The following is a 17,847-nucleotide window of genomic DNA, read 5'->3' on the forward strand; positions in this document are numbered from 1 at the left end:
AAAGGACTTCCGCAGTGCCTCTAAAATCGCTTAAGGAAAAAATCTCAAACAAAAAGTATTCGGTTACATTTGGTGAGGTTGTAAAAATCAATGCGACCGTTATCACTGCCCGTAGTCTTAAGGTAAGTATCAGCGACATCGTCAAGATAGTTTCCAATGAGACGAATCAAGAGACTATCGGGATGGTAACGGAGATAGACGGTACGACTTTTTTTATCACTCCTTTTAGTTTTGTAGAGGGATTTTGCTCCGGCGATAGAGTGTTTTTGGACCAGACAGGACTTAATATCCCTGTTGGTGCATCCCTTTTGGGGCGTGTTGTTGATCCGTTCATGCGCCCCATTGACGGCAAGGGAAGCGTGAACAGTTCAAAGCTCTCCCCAATCATCAAAGCCCCCATCGCTGCCATGAAGCGTGGTATGATAAATGAGGTTTTTAGTGTCGGAGTAAAAAGTATTGACGGGCTTTTAACATGTGGAAAAGGGCAAAAACTAGGCATTTTCGCAGGAAGCGGTGTCGGAAAATCGACACTTATGGGGATGATTGTACGTGGTGCGGTTGCACCCATAAAGGTGGTTGCGCTTATAGGCGAGAGGGGAAGAGAGGTTCCTGAATTTATAGAAAAAAACTTAGGCGGCAATCTTGAAAATACCGTTATCGTTGTTGCAACATCGGATGATTCGCCGCTGATGCGAAAGTATGGTGCATTTGCGGCAATGAGTGTGGCGGAATTTTTCAAAGATCAAGGACTGGACGTTCTCTTTATCATGGATTCGGTTACACGTTTTGCTATGGCGCAGCGAGAGATAGGATTAGCCCTTGGCGAACCCCCTACCTCAAAAGGCTATCCGCCCTCCTCCTTGACACTTTTGCCACAACTCATGGAGCGTGCAGGAAAAGAAGAAGGAAAAGGCTCTATCACCGCCTTTTTTACTGTGCTTATAGAGGGAGATGATATGAGTGACCCTATCGCCGATCAGTCTCGCTCTATTTTGGATGGGCATATTGTTCTCTCTCGCGAAATGACCGATTTTGGCATCTACCCACCTGTACATATCCTTAACTCCGCTTCAAGGGTGATGAATGATATCATCTCTGCCGAGCATCTTAAAGCTGTGATGAAGTTCAGAAGACTTTACACGCTTCTAAAAGAGAATGAGGTGCTTATCCGCATAGGAGCATATCAAAAAGGGAGCGACCCTGAGCTTGATGAAGCAATGGTTAAAAAGGGCGAGATGGAGCAGTTTTTGATGCAAAGCGCCTCATCGCAGAGTGATTTTGATGGAGCGGTAGCAACACTTTTAAAACTTATGAGTTCATAATAACATCAAAATTTCTCCAGCTATCTCTTCTTGGTCTTTGCGACTGCTCCTCGGTGATTGCAAGTTTGCGTGATGAAGACAGCTCAAAAATTTTCATTATCTGATTGATTTCACTATCAAGACCAAAAATATCAATATAGCTATAAATAAGAGCTTCTGCGCCTCTAAAATCTTTTGAATTTATAATAGTTTGGATTCTGACGTGGAAGCTTACACGGAGCAAATCGCCGATTTTATGGCGTCTGCTATAGAGTGCCAGAAGCTCCCCGAGTGTTTTTTTAATTCCTTTGATATTTCCTCCAAGTGCATACTCTTCACATGTCACCATTAGTTTTGACCAATGTTTTTCTAGCAGAGTTCCAAGTTCTGTGGATTTAAGATGTTGATGCATGTCTATAATCTCATAACACTCAATAAAGTCATCTTCACTGTAGGCTTTTTGCAGTGCTAAAATATGTTTGCATTTGCGATACAACTTTTCCACTTTTTGTGCGACATCGGGAATCTCTTGAAGTGTTGAGAGAAGTTTTTTTGCCTCTTCTACTTCGCCTTTTAGTATTGCTGCTTCTGCTTCTTCAATCTTTTCATCTATCTGCTTATTCATAGCGATATAGTTTGGAATCTGTTTAAAGAGTTCATTTTTATCGATAAGCTGATTGATAGTTTGAAAATCACTCTTCTGAATCGCTTTTAAAAGAGCTACAAACTCCGTATTTTGTGTAAGAAGAAGTTTGATAAGCGGTTTTTTTGAAAGCACGGTGTTGTATTGTGCCAAAAGTGCTTTGGCACTCTCAAGATTATTTTGAAGAATATGTCTTTGTGCATTTGAAAAAGCGAGCTTAAAAATCTGCTCCATTTTATGATACTGCACTGTCTGTTTTAATGGTTCATATTTTGAACACATCGCATAAGCCAGAGGATATTTTTTTTCTAAGAAGAGTGCTTGAAATCGTAGATAGTGTTTAAAAGCATCAAATAGCTCCCTTATTTTTATCTGTTTGGATGGGATGTCCTTATAGGGAGCCAAAATTTGTGTTGCCAATGCATTATTTTGATTGATAAGTGCTTTTGTGGCATTATCATAGCTATTTTCAAACTTTTCTTCAAGCATTTTATGTTCATAAGAACCTTGAAGCATAGGCTCTTTTGCTATGAGTCTGAATGCCTCTGCAAGATGGCTATGAAGGATAAGCGAGCGTAGTTGTGCGATGCCCGGAAGGGCAACACTGACTATCTTGTTATTTTCAAGCGCAACGATTAAAGAGTCGTCACTGCTCATTGTTACGCTATTTATAGCTGTTTCAAATTCTATATATTTGCTATGAGTAATTCTATAGTTTTGTACATCAATTATAATTACTATGTTAGACTTGCCAACGACCATGACAAAGTTGGGGTTTGGCATAACTAAAAGCTGTTTAATGCCAAGCAGAGGCGTTCTTATGCTCTTGTAAACATGATGGTTATCAAGCAAGATAATATCTACACTTCCGTCACTGCTTCCGATAAGAAGCCTTTTATCATCTAAAAAGCATAGTGCATCAACCCTATTTTTGCTATATGTGAGAACATCTTTGTTTGATTGTGTATAGAAGTCAATGATAAAAATAGCACCGCCATAACCGCTACAGGCAAATTGATTTTTGTAAAAAGCAAAAGCGCTGACAAAGTTTTTATCCTCTATTGTTTTGAGAGGATTTTTTTCTCTCTCATACGGAAAAGAGCATAATCTTGAGAGAAGATGCGATTGATTTGTTTTATATTGAAGCACTCTTCCGTTTTTTGTTCCGACAACAATGTAGTTAGAGGTAGCGTCAAAGCTGATAATTTGAATTTCTTCGTCATAAGTTTCGATTGTTCGGAGAAGTTCTTTGGTCTCTATATCTATGATGTAGAGAAATGGAGCATTTGCAAAAACAAAAAACTGTGAGTTTGGACTAAATGCGCAAGCTGTAACAGAGGAGTTAAGATGGGTATTGGCTATGCTTTTTCTTGTTTCAAATGTATCTAAATCAAAAATTTTTATACCATGAAATTTTGTATTATAAGCCACCAACTTATCGCTCAGAATGGTTAACGCAGTAATATCAGATTTGGCACTTTGGCACTCATGTATCTTAGGCATGAAATATTATAGATAAAAAAAGTAGTATTTGAACTGAAAGTTAGTTGTATGTGTAGTTGAGATGAGGTTTGAGCCATGAAAACGGCTCAAACATTTAAAAATCTTTTGCTTCTATCTCTTCGTAAGCTTTCATAAGGTGTTTACCCATTTGACCCTCGTAAGCATCCCATTTGTGATATGCTTTAAGTTGCTTATGTACTTCCGGTTTAATCTCATAACTCTCAACGCCATCTTTATACGCTTTTTGTGCGCCGGCAGCAACAATTTTGAGATATTTCAAAAATGGTTCAACTATCTTTTTTGGGTCTTTTCCTGAAGGACCATGCCCTGGAACATAGAGTGCATACTTTTTAAAGCCCTCTTCTTGTTTCATGATTTTCTCTAAGAGCTTGATGTTTTCAAGAATGCTTGAAGATTCATCGAACGCTCCAAAACGATTTGTTATCAAGTTGTCACCGATAAAGAGTGTGTTGGAGTTGACATGCTCGATAAGTATATCCGTATCTGTATGCCCGCCGATAAAGTGACGCATGATAAATGTTTGACCATCTACTTCAACAGTCTGTTTGTTTTCAACACCTTGAGTCGGGAAAGTAAAAGGTTTCGTTCCCTCTAGGTTTCCAGTGAGTCTATCCAAAATGCCATACCATGTCTCAGCAGAGTTGTCTTTTACCTGCTCTATCATATAGGTAAGCGCATAGATAGGAGTATTTGGGTACTTTTCTAAGATATTTTTATTTGCAAACCAGTGGTCGCCATGCTTGTGAGTGTTAAATACGGCAATGATTGGCTTTTTGCTCACTTTCTCTATCTCGGCGAGTATCTTTTTACCAACATTATAGTTGCCGCCCGGATCGATGACGATAAGTCCATTTTTACTTTCAATGATGGCAGGATTGTTCATAAAGCCTTCATTCTCTTTGCTTGGTTCTTTTTCCGGTCCATGCATAATATAGACATTCTCATGAGCTTTTTTAAACTCAAAATTTCCCAATTTTCCGAGTGTGAAAGCATTGAGCGTAAGCGAAAATGCCATGACTGCGGAAGCTAAAAACACAATTTTTTTCATTGTATCTCCTACGTTTAATATTGAGATTTATTATACTTGATGTAGGATAAAATGTATATGGAAAAAAAGAAAAGTTCAACAAAATGAACAAAAAAAAAGAGAAATGGGTATAAAAATCCCACTTCTGCGGCTACAGAAGCAGGGAATTAAAAGCTTCTTAGCAAGATGGAACGTTTCCGCTGTCGCTTGCAAAATTGAAGAAGAAGTCAAAATAGTGAGGAAGAAATTTAGCATCTAAATCTTCATCTGCTGCTTTTGGACAGATAGTTTTAATCTCTTTTGCAAGATTTCCGCTTTTGTTAAGCTCTTGCCACTCACCTTGTGTATGTTTTCCAGCCATAGCTGCACCACTGATGCCACACGCACTTTTAAGTTTTTTAGAGTAGAGCTTCAAACCCTTATCAGAATCTGCACTAGCAGTTACTGCGCCAACACTTAACATTAAAGCTGCACTTAATGCAATTTTTACAATTTTTGTCATTGTATCTCCTTATAATTTATAGCATTTTAACTTATAAAATATAAAATGAATATTTATTATAAAGATTATGTATAATTTTTATAGATAAATGTAACAATTCGTACACATTTTAGGAGAAAACAAAGCGGTTTATAAATGGATAAGTAAAAAAAGAGGGAGCTACAAGGAAAAGCCCTTGTAGCAGAGTTTTAAAATGAGGGATTACGCTCTACCTGAAAGCATTCCGTAGATTGTCATTGGTTTAAGTGCATAAACTTTTAGTAACCACCAAATCCATCTCTCTTGTGTTGGGTCAAGCGGGAATGAAGGAGTTGGTTTTTTGCTCCAGTCAAACTCAGCTAGCATAACTGTTCCGAGGCTTGTGATAAGTGGACAAACTGTATATCCGCCATATTTTGCAGCCAACGGTTTGCTTTCGATAGCAGAAATAAGGTTTTGCACAACTACGTGGTACTGTTTACGAGCAGAACCACCAGTTTTACCCATTGGAAGTGCGGCAACATCACCTAATGACCATACGTTTTTGTATTGGATATGTTGAAGAGTCTCTTTTTCAACAGGTACCCATCCTTGAGCTGATCCTACCGCAGATTTTGCAACAACTTCCGGAGCTTTCATAGGAGGTGTTACGTGAATGAAGTCATATTTGAATGGGAACGACTGGCTTTTTGTTACCATTGTGTATTCTTGTAAATCCTCGTCAAACTCGCCTTTTTCTTTCCAAGTTTTTGTAAATGTTGCAAGTTTTCCATCAGTGTCTATGTCAGTTAGGTTATAACCGAAGTTCCACTTAAAGCCTCTTTTTTCAAACTGCTTTGTGATAGCTTCTGCATACTCTTTGATACCAAATAGTGCGCCACCAGCTGTGTTGAAAGTTAATTCAACTTTGTTTGCAACACCTGCTTTTTCTAGGTGAGCGTGTGTAAGATACATAATCTTCATCGGAGCACCACCACATTTGATAGCGCCTGCCGGCATACTATATAGAGCTTGAAGTTTTTCAGGTCCTGTGTGTGCTTTTGCTTTTGCTACTAACTCTTGGATACCTTTCCAAGTATCTTCTGCTCCGTCACGGAAGTAGATAGAGTGTGTGCCATTCTTACCGACTTTTTGTCTTACTACCGCATTGTCGGCACCTGAAGATGTGATAACACCATCTAAACCTTTGATACCAGCATAGTTAAGAACAAGACCTGTAGCAACGATCATGTGGTCATAAGAAACTTCTTCTTTACCATCTACAACTACTTTGTTGTTGTCCGGATCAAATGCAGTAACAGTTCCCTTGATAAGTTTTACGCCGCTTGGAACAAAATCATCTCTGTTATAAATGATATCTTTTTTCTCCCATACGCCAGCTGCAACAAGAGTTTGTCCCGGTTGGTACGATACAGATGTAGGATCTGGCTCGATAACAGTTACTTCAAGGTTTGATGCGCTGTTTCTGATGAGTGCTGCTGTACTCATACCTGCTAAACCGCCACCAACGATAACAATCTTGCCCTTTGCACTGCTTGATGCGCTTGCAGTTGTAGCACCAACTGTTGTACCTGCGATTACAGATGCCGCCAAAGGAGACATCGTCAAATACTTAAGAGCCTCACGACGAGACATAATCTCCGGATGCTTATCAACTTCGTTCAAAATCTCTTCTAAGATTTTATTCTTTTTCATCTATTTTCCTTGTTTTGTGATAAAGTCTTCAATTCTACATGTTTCAAGCTTAAGAGAGTTTTAAATATAGTGTATTTATCCCTAAAATTGCGTAATTTAGCGAATATTTCCATTTTATTTTTAATACATAATTATATATTTTATTTATAATAAGCACTGTTAATAATAAAAAATACTCTATTTTTCAGTGAAACGTTACTTGTTGTTAACTTTTTAGTGTTAGTAGATTTTGAAGAAGGAAGAGGAAAAAGTGTGAAAGCAAAAGAGCCAAAAATGGCTCCTCTGTTTTTTTAGTATCTATATCTAAAGTAAACGCGTAAATCTTGTGCAGTTTCAACAGCAGTCGGTGTTGCGGCTTCAGATATTTTCATAGGTGTTCCACCGTATCCGAAGAATGCATTAGAACCAGTATAGTCATAATCTAAGTATGTATATCTGATTTGCATAGAGAAAACATCTTTGATAAGAGGTTGTGTCCAGTATGCTTCATAAGCGTTTCCGCGAACCGCCATTTTTGAGCCTATCATAGTATCTTCGCCGTAAGTAAACGGTCTCCAGTACTTTGAACCATGGTTATACTCTAAACCAAACTTTCCGCCTGTAAGGTTTGGCATCTGTGTACCTACCCAAAAAGATGTTCCAGTTTCATCATCAGTACTTCCTAACATCGGCTGACCTGCGTTTGGTCTTGTAGTTGATGCGGCAAAAGAGGCAAAAAGGACAGTTTCATCAAGGAAATCATTGATGCCATCGCCGATACCGTCTGTTTTAAAGGAGATTGCCATTCCATCCATATCCCCAAAGCTCTCTAGTCCACTGAAGTCTGCTTTATATCCTGGGACATTAAATCCTCTATACCATTTTGTCATAACAGAATATTGACCATTATCATAAGGCTGGAAAATCATTCCTACCATATCTGTGTTGTCTAAATCACTGTCATCTGTAGCAAAATCGTAGCCTGTATTGTCAAATCTGGAATTTGCATTTGTAAGTCCGCGACCAAGGCAGAGTTTAAAATACATTCCAGAGATATATTTGTCAAGTTTCATAGCTGCTGATGCGCCGTCAAATTCCATATTGATAATGTGACCCATCGGAGATTTTGCTTGATCATCATCTCTTAGGTTGACAAGGTAACCGTTTGTTGCAGGACGTCTTCCGGCACTTACTGTCCAGCCGATTTTGCCTGTATCAAAACTCCATAACCAGTAAGCTTCTCTTAGTTTGATAGTGTCATCAGTCAAGTTCTCGTTAAGAACCCAGTCAAACATATCAAAACCGGCTCCTCTTTGGTTATAGTTCGCACCAAACGCTTTGTTTACTGAAAGCTGTCCTTTAAACATCATGTTTTCAGTTGGTGCATAGCCCATACCTAGCCATAGGCGGTTTGAGTAGAGCGAGCTGTTTGAGTAGTGTGCTCCGTTTGCCGTTTCGTAGCGTAGGTTGTCATACGAAGTTCTAAAGTCAACATCAAATTTGATGTTATCCATCGCTGATTGAGCATTTACTTTAGAGATTTTTACATCTTGCGCTTTGTTTGCTTTTTCTAACTGCTCTATCTTTTTTTTGAGTTCGTCAATCTGTTTTTGCGTATCAGCGTCTGCAAAAGCCATTGTACTCAAAAAAGCAACAGCTGAAAGTGTTACGATTTTTCTCATTTTCTTTCCTTTTTTCCATTTTGTGTGGTGGGATTTTATCACAAAAAAGCTGAAAGAAGTTGAAGAGATTAATAAATCTTATTGATAATGAGTTGTGCCGTTACTTTTGAGTTGAACTCATTTTTGACAACTCTGTAGCTGCATGTTAGCCTTTTTTGCGGTGGAAAACGGAGTACTTTTTTAAATTGCAGCAGTTCAAGAGATGTTGTGTCTTGGGGTTGCTTGGCTCTGACTTTTGAGTGTGACTCGTCTTTGCCAAATGTTTTTGTCTCTAAAATCTGTGCATCTTTAAGTAAAAAGAGCGGACGGGTATTTGCTTCGCCGTATGGTTCAAAACTCTCAAGAAGGTCTAACAGCTCATGGTCGATTTCACTGCTTGGAAGCGTGCCTATAACCTCTTCAAGAGGTAAAAAATCCTCTTCGTTTAGCTTTGAGGCGCTTTTGTTGAGTGCATCTCTAAAGGGTGCTATGTTCTCCTTGCAAAGCCCAAGCCCTGCTGCCATTTTGTGTCCGCCAAACTTTGTCAGAAAGTGGCTGTTCTCTTTGATAAGGTTGTGGATATTGACATTGCCTATGCTTCTGGCGCTCCCTTTTGCTATGCCCTCTTCAATGCTGAGTGCAATAACGGGCTTTGAGAAATGCTCTACCAGCCTTGCCGCAACGATACCCACAACACCCTCATGCCACTCCTCCTTGGCAACGACAATAACCAAATCATCCGGATTTGCAATTTCCAATGCTTCTTTTGTCGCTTCTGCTTCAAGCTCACGTCTTTGTTCGTTAAGTGAGTTGAGTATCTCAAAAGCTATATAGGCTTCATTGGTGTTTTTGGCTCTAAAAAAATCAAGTGCGATAACTGCATCTTCGAGTCTTCCCGCTGAGTTGATGCGAGGGGCTATTTGAAAAGCAATATCCTCTGAAGCAATCGCTTTTTTACCTAAAAAATCTCTAATGATAATGGAAGAGGGACGCTGGGAAGTCATAAGCATCTTCAATCCCTCTTTGACAAGTGCTCTGTTGATGTCGGTAAGAGGCATGATGTCGGCGATAATGGCGATACAGAGGATATCTAAAAAAGAGCGCATATCGATGGAGAGGTTGAGTTCTTTTTTTAGAAGTGCCAAAAGTAGCCATGCTACCTGTGCACCGCATATCTCTGCAAAGGGGTAGGTACATTTTGAGAGTTTTGGGTTGACTATGGCATACGCTTGCGGAAGTATTTCAAGGGGGGTATGGTGGTCTGTGATGATAAGCTCTATACCCCTTGCCTTACAGATGTCTGCTGCTTCTATGGCTGTTATGCCGTTGTCAACCGTGATGATAATATCTGCATCAATACGTTCTAAAATGGTAGGGCTGACACCATAGCCGTCATGAAAGCGGTTTGGGATAAAAGGCTCAAGCGGATAGGGGATTTGTGCAAAAAAATCAACCATTATTGCGGTTGCACTTACGCCATCGACATCATAATCACCGACAAGGGCGATTTTTTTACCTTCTCTTATTGCCTCTGCTATCTTTTTTGCGGCTTTTGGCGCATCATGGAGAAGTTCGGGGTTTGGTATCTCAGAGAGCTTTTTCTCATTGGTAACTCTTGAGCGAAGCATCGCTTCGAGTGAAACTTTGCTAAGAGTGGGAATGTTCTCAAAGATATCCATAAAAGAGGTGTTACTCCTGTTGTGCAATAGCGAGTGTTGCCTCAACAAATGCTAGGATGGACGGGTTTGGAGTTTGTAGTCTTGATGTAAACTCCGGGTGAAACTGAACGCCTAAGAACCATGGATGATTTTTGATCTCTACCGCTTCAATCAGTCCGTTTGATTCGCCGGTTACAATCATGCCTGCATCTTCAAGCGCTTTGCGATATGTCGGGTTTGCTTCATATCTGTGGCGGTGTCTCTCATAGATGGTTTTTGCCCCGCCGTAAGCTTTGCGGATAAGTGAACCCTCTTTTGTGTCGCACGGGTACTCTCCAAGACGGAGTGTTCCGCCCATTGGGGATTTGTGTGTGCGCAGCTGTGTGTTGCCGCTTTGGTCCATAAAGTTGTCGATAAGATAAATCATCGGATACGGTGTATTTTCATCAAACTCAACAGAATTTGCACCTTCATATCCAAGTACGTTTCTCGCATACTCTACAAGTGTAAGCTGCATGCCAAGGCAGATACCAAGATATGGGATTTTGTTTACTCTTGCGTACTCAATGGCTTTGATTTTGCCCTCAACGCCGCGGTTGCCAAAGCCGCCTGCAACCAAAACAGAGTCACAATCACTAAGAAGTGCTTCTGCACCCCTCTCTTCTATCTTTTCGCTATCCACCCAGTGAATATCGACACGAGTATCGAGATGTGCGCCTGCGTGAATAAGAGATTCCGTAAGTGATTTGTAAGACTCTTTGAGTTCAAGATACTTTCCTACAAATCCAAGCACAATGCGGTTTTTAGGCTGAACTATTTTTTTGACCAGAGAGTCCCAGTTTTCCATGTTTGGGTTCAGTTCGCCAAGCTCCAACTCTTTTGCGATAGGCTTAAGGATGTTTTGTCTTAGAAATGACATCGGGACATCATAGATGGAAGCCGCATCAAGTGCCTCTATGACGCTGTCTGCTGAAACATCACAACTCATGGCAAGTTTTTTCTTGAAAGTTTTTGGGAGTGCGTTTTCGCTTCTGGCGATTATCATCTGAGGTGTGATACCGATACGGCGAAGCTCTTGAACGGAGTGTTGTGTAGGTTTGCTTTTAAGCTCGCCAGCTGCTTTGATGAAAGGGATAAGTGTTACATGAACAAAAAATGTCCCCTCAACCTCCTCATCATGTTTCATCTGGCGAATCGCCTCCATAAACGGAAGTCCCTCGATGTCTCCGACTGTTCCGCCAAGCTCGACGATAAGTATCTCATGTCCCTCGCCTGCTTCTTTGATACGCTTGACAATTTCGCCTACAATGTGCGGGATAACCTGAATAGTCTGTCCAAGGTATCCGCCTGCACGCTCACGTTCAATAACCGTTGAGTAAATTTGTCCTGTAGTGAAGTTGCTGGTTTTAAGGTAAGAGGTGTCCAAAAATCTCTCATAGTTTCCGATATCAAGATCGGTTTCGGCTCCATCTTTTGTAACAAAAACCTCTCCATGCTCTAATGGACTCATGGTTCCGGGATCGACATTTATGTATGGGTCTATTTTGAGCATACCGACTTGTTTGCCCGAGTGCTTGAGCAGTGTACCGATGCTCGCTGCCGTAATCCCTTTTCCAAGAGAACTTAAAACACCGCCCGTAACAAAGATATATTTTGTCATAAGATAGCTCCAAAATGTCAATTAAAAAAGCAATTATAGTGAAGCATCTCTTAAAATTGCATACATCAATACTCTCTAAAATAGTAGGCTATAAGAATATTTTGCTAAAATAGCATTAACTCAAGAGAGAAAGATTTGAATGGATTTTATACTTTTATATATAGTGGCGGCTTTGGGTCTCTCAACCGTACTCAACTTATTTCTAAAACGGCTCGGTGTTTCGCAAATCATAGGCTATATACTCACTGGTACTATCATCGTTTATGCTTTTGATTTGAAGCATATGAACGATTCGCTCACTTTAGAACACATCGCTGAATTTGGTATAGTCTTTTTAATGTTTAGTATCGGGCTTGAAATCTCTTTGGCAAAAATGAACAGCATGCGGATAGATATTTTTTTTAACGGGTCTATGCAGGTTGCTTTTACTGCACTCATTTTTTATGTCATCAGCCACTATGTTTTTTTACTTGCATCCACTCCTGCACTTATCGTCTCTTTGGCATTTGCCCTCTCTTCAACGGCAGTGGTTCTTAGCTACCTTAAAAGCTCAAAAGAGATAAACAGCCCTTACGGACAGCGTGCAACGGGGATACTTATCTTTCAGGATATCGCAGTTATTCCTATATTGATTCTTTTGGGATTTTTGGCAAATTCCGGTGGAGAACCGATTTCGGCGATACTTAGAGATACTTTTATAAGTGCGGTTTTAATTATCGGGTTTATGTTTATCGTTGGAAAAAGAGTTATGACTTGGCTTTTGCACTTCTCCGCTTCAAGCGAGGTTGATGAACTTTTTATGGGTTCGGTTCTTTTTATAGTTGTAAGTGCTGCTCTTTTAGCTTCCTTTGCGGGGTTTACTTACTCTCTTGGAGCTTTTACCGCAGGAATGATTATAGCGGAGACAAAGTACCATCATAAAGTTGAATCTGATATCGCGCCTTTTAAAGACATACTTCTTGGAACATTTTTTATAGTTGTCGGGATGAAGATAGATGTGGCTTTTCTTCTTGGGCACTTTGCGCAAATCATTTCTATTTTTGCACTTATTTTTCTTTTTAAAACGGCTATTACCTATGCAATTTTGCGTCTTACTTCATCACATACACGTTCACTAAAGACGGCACTCGCACTCTCTCAGGTCGGGGAGTTTTCATTTGTCATTTTTGCAGTAGCGAGTGTAGGCGGGCTTTTAGACAAAGAGCTTGAATCTCTCTTTGTTTTGGTTGTTATACTCTCGATGGTTATTACACCGTTTTTTATCTCTAAAATAAATAGATTTGTGAGCCATATCAGCAATTACCAATACTTAGGGTTGGATACTTCTGCTTTTGTTTCACGCAAGAACCATGTTGTCATATGCGGATACAGCATCACTGGTAAATTTGTTGCAAAACATCTTGATGCCATAGATGCGCACTATGTCATTATCGACAACAACCCAAAACATGTTCAAGAGGCTATAAAAGATGGTAAAGAAGCCTATCTCGGCGATATGTCAAAACTCTCTTTGCTTGAGGCGCTTCATACCGAGAGTTCAGCTGCCGTCATCGTTACGCTTGACAATGTTGAGAAGAAAAGAGCTATCTGCGAAGCGGTGTTAAAACATACAAAAGATGTAAATCTTGTCGTTAAAGTATCTACCCTTGAAGATAAAGAGAACCTGCAAGATTTGCCGATTACCTCTGTTGTGGATGACAAAGTAGAGGTTGGGCGTATCTTGGTTGAGAGAATGATGACATGCCAAATCGGAGGGAAGAGACGATGAAAAAGATTTTTATAACGGATTTGGATCATACATTTTTGCGAACCGACCTATCGCTGAGCGACTACACAAAAGAGAGTTGGAACAGGGTGGCAAAATACTCCATCATGAGTGTGGCAACTGCTAGAACCTACAAAAAAACGCTTCAGTTTATCAAAGATATAGAGATAAATGCGCCTATGATTCTGCTTGACGGTGCGCTCATTGCAACAGTTGAGAAAAAAATCATACAGACAAAGTTTGTCGGCAAAGAGATTGGGGATGCTATCATAGACGAGGGGGCAAGGTTTGGGATTTACCCCTTTATCCTCTCTTTGGCAGATGCTTCTTTGCGTGAAATCTTCTCCTACTCCACTACGCTAAATGCGCATCAACAAGAGGTGCTTAAAAATTATAAAAATGATGACCACCACAACAGGCAGACAAATCTGCGTGCAATGGATGACAACTTTAAGATAGTCTATTTTGGAGATGAGGAGCTGTTGCGTCCTTTGGCTGCGCATCTGCAAGAACTTTTTGGCGATACGCTCAAATATATCTTAGCCCCTGAGGCGTATGTGGGGTGCTACTTTTTAACCATTTTGCATAAAGATGCGGACAAGTCACACGGCATAAGAAGTGTGAGTGAATATGTAGGGTTTGACCTTGGCAAACTGACAGTTTTTGGGGATAACTTCAATGATGTCGGTATGTTTGAACTAGCTGGAGTTTCCGTGGCGGTTGCCAATGCGCAAGATGGTGTCAAAAAGAGCGCAAAAGTTGTTTTGCCGCATACAAACGATGAGGATGCGGTTGCTAAATATTTGGAGAGTTTAAGCCATGGCAGCAGGTAAGTCGTTTGTACCGATGTTTATCATCGGGGGTTTGTTTTTCATATTTGGATTTGTGACTTGGCTAAACGGCTCGCTTATCCCATTTTTAAAAATTATCTGTGAACTAAGCGAATTTGAAGCTCTTTTTGTAACTTTTGCATTTTACATCGCCTACACGGTTATGGCGTTTCCTATGGCTTTTGTGCTTGAGAGAGTAGGGTATAAAAACGGCATGATATTAGGGCTTTTTATAATGGCAGTGGGCGCTTTGATGTTCATACCTTCAGCGCAGAGTGCGAGTTTTATGTTTTTTCTGTCGGCTCTTTTTGTACTTGGAAGCGGTCTTACTCTTTTGCAGACTGCATCCAACCCTTATGTTGTGCATCTTGGAGATATAAAAAGTGCGGCGATGCGCATCTCCGTTATGGGCGTTATCAACAAAAGTGCAGGGGTTTTGGCTCCGCTTCTCTTTACGCTGCTGGTCTTTTCCGATATGCCCTCTGTTACTACGATAGCATCGGCGGATAAGGAGCTTATGGCGTCCAAACTCATAGCCCCTTACATGTATATGGCGCTTATGCTTCTCGCTCTTGTGGCATTGGTTCGTTTTTCGCCTCTTCCCGAACTTGAACTTGAACAAAGCAGTGATGATACGCAAAAGAGCATTTTTGCATTTCCTCGTGTGGTTTTGGGTGCAGTTGCTCTCTTTTTTTATGTGGGTATTGAGGTTATCGCCGGAGATACCATAGGGCTTTATGCACAGAGTCTCGGAGTAGAAAATGCTACCGCACTTACATCCTACACGATGGTTTTTATGGTGCTTGGCTACATAGTCGGTATTTTTTGCATACCCAAATATCTATCGCAGCAAAAGGCGCTTCTTTTCTCCGCACTCTTTGGGATACTTTTTATACTCGGTATTGTTCTAAGCGGAACAAACCATACTTTTTTTACACCGCTTCCGGACACGGTTCTTTTTGTAGCACTTCTTGGTTTTGCAAACGCTCTGGTTTGGCCAACCATCTGGCCGCTCGCGCTTGAGGGCATAGGAGCATACAGTGCAAAAGCAAGCGCACTGCTTATCACATCCATAGCGGGGGGCGCACTTCTCCCGCTTCTCTTTGGTAAAATCGCCTCTTTTGCGACTATGCAGGGGGCGTATCTTTTGGGCATAGGGTGTTATCTTTTTATCCTTTTTTATGCGCTTAGGGGACATAAAATTGTGTCTTGGAGAAACTCTAATGTATAATGCTATAAGAAAAAATGCTTAAGGGGGATTGTGATGCAGACAGTTACATTAAAAATCGAAGATAGCATCAACGATAAATTTTTGTGGCTTTTGAGCCATTTTTCAAAAAATGAAGTTGAAATATTAGATAAGACGGCATATAAGAGTGATGATGAGTATCTAAGAAGCATAAAAGGTATGCGAGAGAGCATAATCGAGGCTTCAAACGAACCGATGGAAAATTATGTAACTGCCGATAAGCTAGATTGGTAAAATGTACCAACTGCTATTTTCACCTCAGGCAAAAAAGGATGCGAAAAAGATAGCATCAAGCGGACTGAAGCCAAAAGTGCAAGAACTCTTAGTCATGGTGCAAGAAGAGCCTTTACGCTACCCGCCAAAATATGAGTATCTTGAAGCGGATTTAGCAGGAAAAATCTCAAGAAGAATCAACAAACAGCATAGACTAGTGTATGAGATTTTTGAAGAAGAGAAGATAATAAAAATTTATAGAATGTGGACACATTACGAATAGATGATAACGCATAAGAGATTAGCCGACGGCTTTGAGTATATAGAGGTCAAAAATAGTGCTGCAGAGGCAAAAGTTGCTTTGCAGGGTGCGCATCTGTTTCACTACGTAAAAGCAGGGGAAGAGCCGATTTTGTGGTTGAGCGAGACGAGTGATTTTGAACTTGGCAAGGCAATCCGTGGCGGTGTTCCTCTCTGTTGGCCGTGGTTTGGGTTTAATGAAGACAAATCCTTGCCGCAGCACGGTTTTGCAAGAGTCATGATGTGGGAATTTGTGGGCGGCGATGAGGTGGATGCACGAACAACAGTTTTGACTTTTAGGCTCACGAATGACGAAAAAACAGTTCAAATATGGCACTATAAGTTTCTTTTGGAACTGAAAATCACTATCTCAGATAAGTTGACGCTAGAGCTAAAAACCACAAATACGGATGATAAATCTTTTAAAATCTCACAAGCACTTCATACTTACTTTAGTGTTTCGCATATTTCAGAGGTAGCTATCAAAGGGTTAGATAAAAAGCCCTATCTTGATGCTCTGACATGGAAAAATGAGCTGCAAGAGGGCGATATAAGCTTCCATCAAGAGGTTGACAGAGTTTATCAAAATGTTGATGGCGAGATAGTTTTAAGCGATAAAAAAAGAGAGATTTACATCAAAAACAGCGGTTCATCTTCTGTGGTTGTATGGAATCCGTGGATAGAAAAAACTTTAAGAATGAGCGCTATGAAACCTAATGCTTATGAGAGCATGGTCTGTATCGAATCTGCAAACGCATTTGATGACGCAAGAGTTTTAAAACCGCATGAGGTGCATGTCTTAGGGGCGGTTATCGACTAGCTCTTCTTGTAAGAGCCTATGTGCTTCATACGCCAGACGCATAACACCCACCGCATAGTTTGACGAGTTGTTGTAGCTCATGATTTTGATGGCATACTCTCTTAGATGCGCCAGTTCTTCTTTGTCGCAAGTAAAACATTGGTATTTTGCATCATTTTTTTTGCTCTGGGAATAGACAAATGAAGCATCTTCATTATTAAATTCAAAGTCATACCACTCTGTTTCGATTTGAGCAACATCTCCGGCTTTATCCCATTCCAGAAGCGTTTTAAATTCGCCTTTTTGGTGTAGGTAGTTTGCTGTAGAGACTATGGCATCTTCCATTTTTGTCAAATCTCCGACTTTTGTTTTATACCCTTTAGCATAAACAAAACTTGAGGGCATAAACTGGGGGATACCTACGGCTCCCGCATAAGAGCTTGGAAGATTGCATGCCTCCGGTGCAACGCCTCTTTTATAGCAATGCACGATGATGGATACCATATTTGCTTTGCCCATATTGAGCAGCCATTTCTCTCTTTGGCTATTTGGTTTTGTTCTTAAGGCAAGCGTGTTAAAAACGATAAAAGCATCATGTGTGGGTTTGATTTTGCCAAGGCGTGTCTCTTTGATAAGAATGGCAGCAATGATTTCACGGTTTACGCCATACTCTGCCTCTACAAAGTCGTAAACTTCGACATGTTCTTTGAGGTGTGCAACCATCTCCGAGATATATTTGACAAGTGTATTATTGGCTTTTTTCTCATTTTTTCTATGTATTTTGATGTATTTTGGCTGGAGATACTCATAGCTCTTTTCATCAAATTTTTTTGTTTTTAAAGAGGAGAGTAAAAAAGCGTTGGCATAGTCATAGGAGACCCCTTTTTGCACGGCTTTTTGACATACTTCCTGATAGATTTTATTTTTTAAATTGCAGTTGTCGTACTTTGCAAAAAGGAGCGTTGCTAGAAAAAGAGGAAAAAAGAGCCTACCCATGATACACGCGACCTTTCATTTTTTATCTTTTTAGTATAATACCAGATTTTAATGCAGGAGCAAACC

At 40.3% G+C, this 17,847-nt stretch carries 15 protein-coding genes; 7 read left to right on the forward strand and 8 right to left on the reverse strand.

Features of this window, described 5'->3' with window-relative positions; genetic code table 11:
* Positions 1-14 precede the first annotated feature (14 nt).
* On the forward strand, positions 15-1,322 hold the full coding sequence (gene fliI, locus PHY84_RS07390) for a flagellar protein export ATPase FliI (RefSeq protein WP_299858738.1): 1,308 nt from the start codon (positions 15-17) through the stop codon (positions 1,320-1,322).
* On the opposite strand, the gene PHY84_RS07395 is transcribed toward fliI, so the two are convergent.
* The 7 genes from PHY84_RS07395 to PHY84_RS07425 form a co-directional block, all read right to left on the reverse strand.
* Positions 1,309-3,375, reverse strand: a complete 2,067-nt coding sequence (locus tag PHY84_RS07395; protein WP_299858739.1) for a hypothetical protein — start codon at positions 3,373-3,375, stop codon at positions 1,309-1,311. The genes fliI and PHY84_RS07395 overlap by 14 nt on opposite strands.
* A 166-nt stretch (positions 3,376-3,541) precedes the next feature.
* Positions 3,542-4,516, reverse strand: a complete 975-nt coding sequence (locus PHY84_RS07400; RefSeq protein ID WP_299858740.1) for an MBL fold metallo-hydrolase — start codon at positions 4,514-4,516, stop codon at positions 3,542-3,544.
* 157 nt (positions 4,517-4,673) lie between these two features.
* Positions 4,674-4,997: a cytochrome C gene (locus PHY84_RS07405; protein WP_299858741.1), complete on the reverse strand. Its 324-nt coding sequence runs from the start codon at positions 4,995-4,997 to the stop codon at positions 4,674-4,676.
* A 201-nt stretch (positions 4,998-5,198) separates the two neighbouring features.
* On the reverse strand, positions 5,199-6,671 hold the full coding sequence (locus tag PHY84_RS07410) for an FAD/NAD(P)-binding oxidoreductase (RefSeq protein WP_299858742.1): 1,473 nt from the start codon (positions 6,669-6,671) through the stop codon (positions 5,199-5,201).
* A 290-nt stretch (positions 6,672-6,961) separates the two neighbouring features.
* Positions 6,962-8,332 carry a DUF3373 family protein gene (locus tag PHY84_RS07415; RefSeq protein WP_299858743.1) on the reverse strand — a complete coding sequence of 457 codons (1,371 nt, stop codon included), beginning with the start codon at positions 8,330-8,332 and terminating at the stop codon, positions 6,962-6,964.
* Between the two features lie 68 nt (positions 8,333-8,400).
* The gene (gene recJ / locus PHY84_RS07420; protein WP_299858744.1) at positions 8,401-9,990 is read right to left on the reverse strand and encodes a single-stranded-DNA-specific exonuclease RecJ; all 1,590 of its coding nucleotides are present in this window, start codon (positions 9,988-9,990) and stop codon (positions 8,401-8,403) included.
* A gap of 10 nt (positions 9,991-10,000) precedes the next feature.
* Positions 10,001-11,629 (reverse strand): CTP synthase, encoded by a 1,629-nt coding sequence (locus tag PHY84_RS07425; RefSeq protein ID WP_299858745.1) that lies wholly within the window; start codon positions 11,627-11,629, stop codon positions 10,001-10,003.
* 139 nt (positions 11,630-11,768) lie between these two features.
* On the opposite strand from PHY84_RS07425, the gene PHY84_RS07430 reads away from it, so the two are divergent.
* From PHY84_RS07430 to PHY84_RS07455, 6 genes are read left to right on the forward strand one after another with little or no spacing between them, the layout of a single operon-like run.
* On the forward strand, positions 11,769-13,397 hold the full coding sequence (locus tag PHY84_RS07430) for a cation:proton antiporter (RefSeq protein ID WP_299858746.1): 1,629 nt from the start codon (positions 11,769-11,771) through the stop codon (positions 13,395-13,397).
* On the forward strand, positions 13,394-14,227 hold the full coding sequence (locus tag PHY84_RS07435; protein WP_299858747.1) for an HAD-IIB family hydrolase: 834 nt from the start codon (positions 13,394-13,396) through the stop codon (positions 14,225-14,227). Before PHY84_RS07430 ends, PHY84_RS07435 begins: the two co-directional genes overlap by 4 nt.
* Positions 14,214-15,455, forward strand: coding sequence for a sugar MFS transporter (locus PHY84_RS07440; protein ID WP_299858748.1), 1,242 nt, complete (start codon positions 14,214-14,216; stop codon positions 15,453-15,455). The genes PHY84_RS07435 and PHY84_RS07440 overlap by 14 nt, the downstream gene beginning before the upstream one ends.
* A gap of 33 nt (positions 15,456-15,488) precedes the next feature.
* Positions 15,489-15,707 carry a hypothetical protein gene (locus PHY84_RS07445; RefSeq protein WP_299858749.1) on the forward strand — a complete coding sequence of 73 codons (219 nt, stop codon included), beginning with the start codon at positions 15,489-15,491 and terminating at the stop codon, positions 15,705-15,707.
* A gap of 1 nt (position 15,708) precedes the next feature.
* Positions 15,709-15,969 (forward strand): Txe/YoeB family addiction module toxin, encoded by a 261-nt coding sequence (locus PHY84_RS07450; RefSeq protein ID WP_299858750.1) that lies wholly within the window; start codon positions 15,709-15,711, stop codon positions 15,967-15,969.
* On the forward strand, positions 15,970-16,806 hold the full coding sequence (locus tag PHY84_RS07455) for a D-hexose-6-phosphate mutarotase (protein WP_299858751.1): 837 nt from the start codon (positions 15,970-15,972) through the stop codon (positions 16,804-16,806).
* Here the strand turns inward: PHY84_RS07455 and PHY84_RS07460 are convergent.
* Positions 16,786-17,781 carry a lytic murein transglycosylase gene (locus PHY84_RS07460; RefSeq protein ID WP_299858752.1) on the reverse strand — a complete coding sequence of 332 codons (996 nt, stop codon included), beginning with the start codon at positions 17,779-17,781 and terminating at the stop codon, positions 16,786-16,788. The two genes, PHY84_RS07455 and PHY84_RS07460, sit on opposite strands and share 21 nt — an antisense overlap.
* Positions 17,782-17,847: the final 66 nt, after the last annotated feature.

Source organism: Sulfurimonas sp. (genome assembly GCF_028694605.1).
Classification (GTDB): domain Bacteria; phylum Campylobacterota; class Campylobacteria; order Campylobacterales; family Sulfurimonadaceae; genus Sulfurimonas.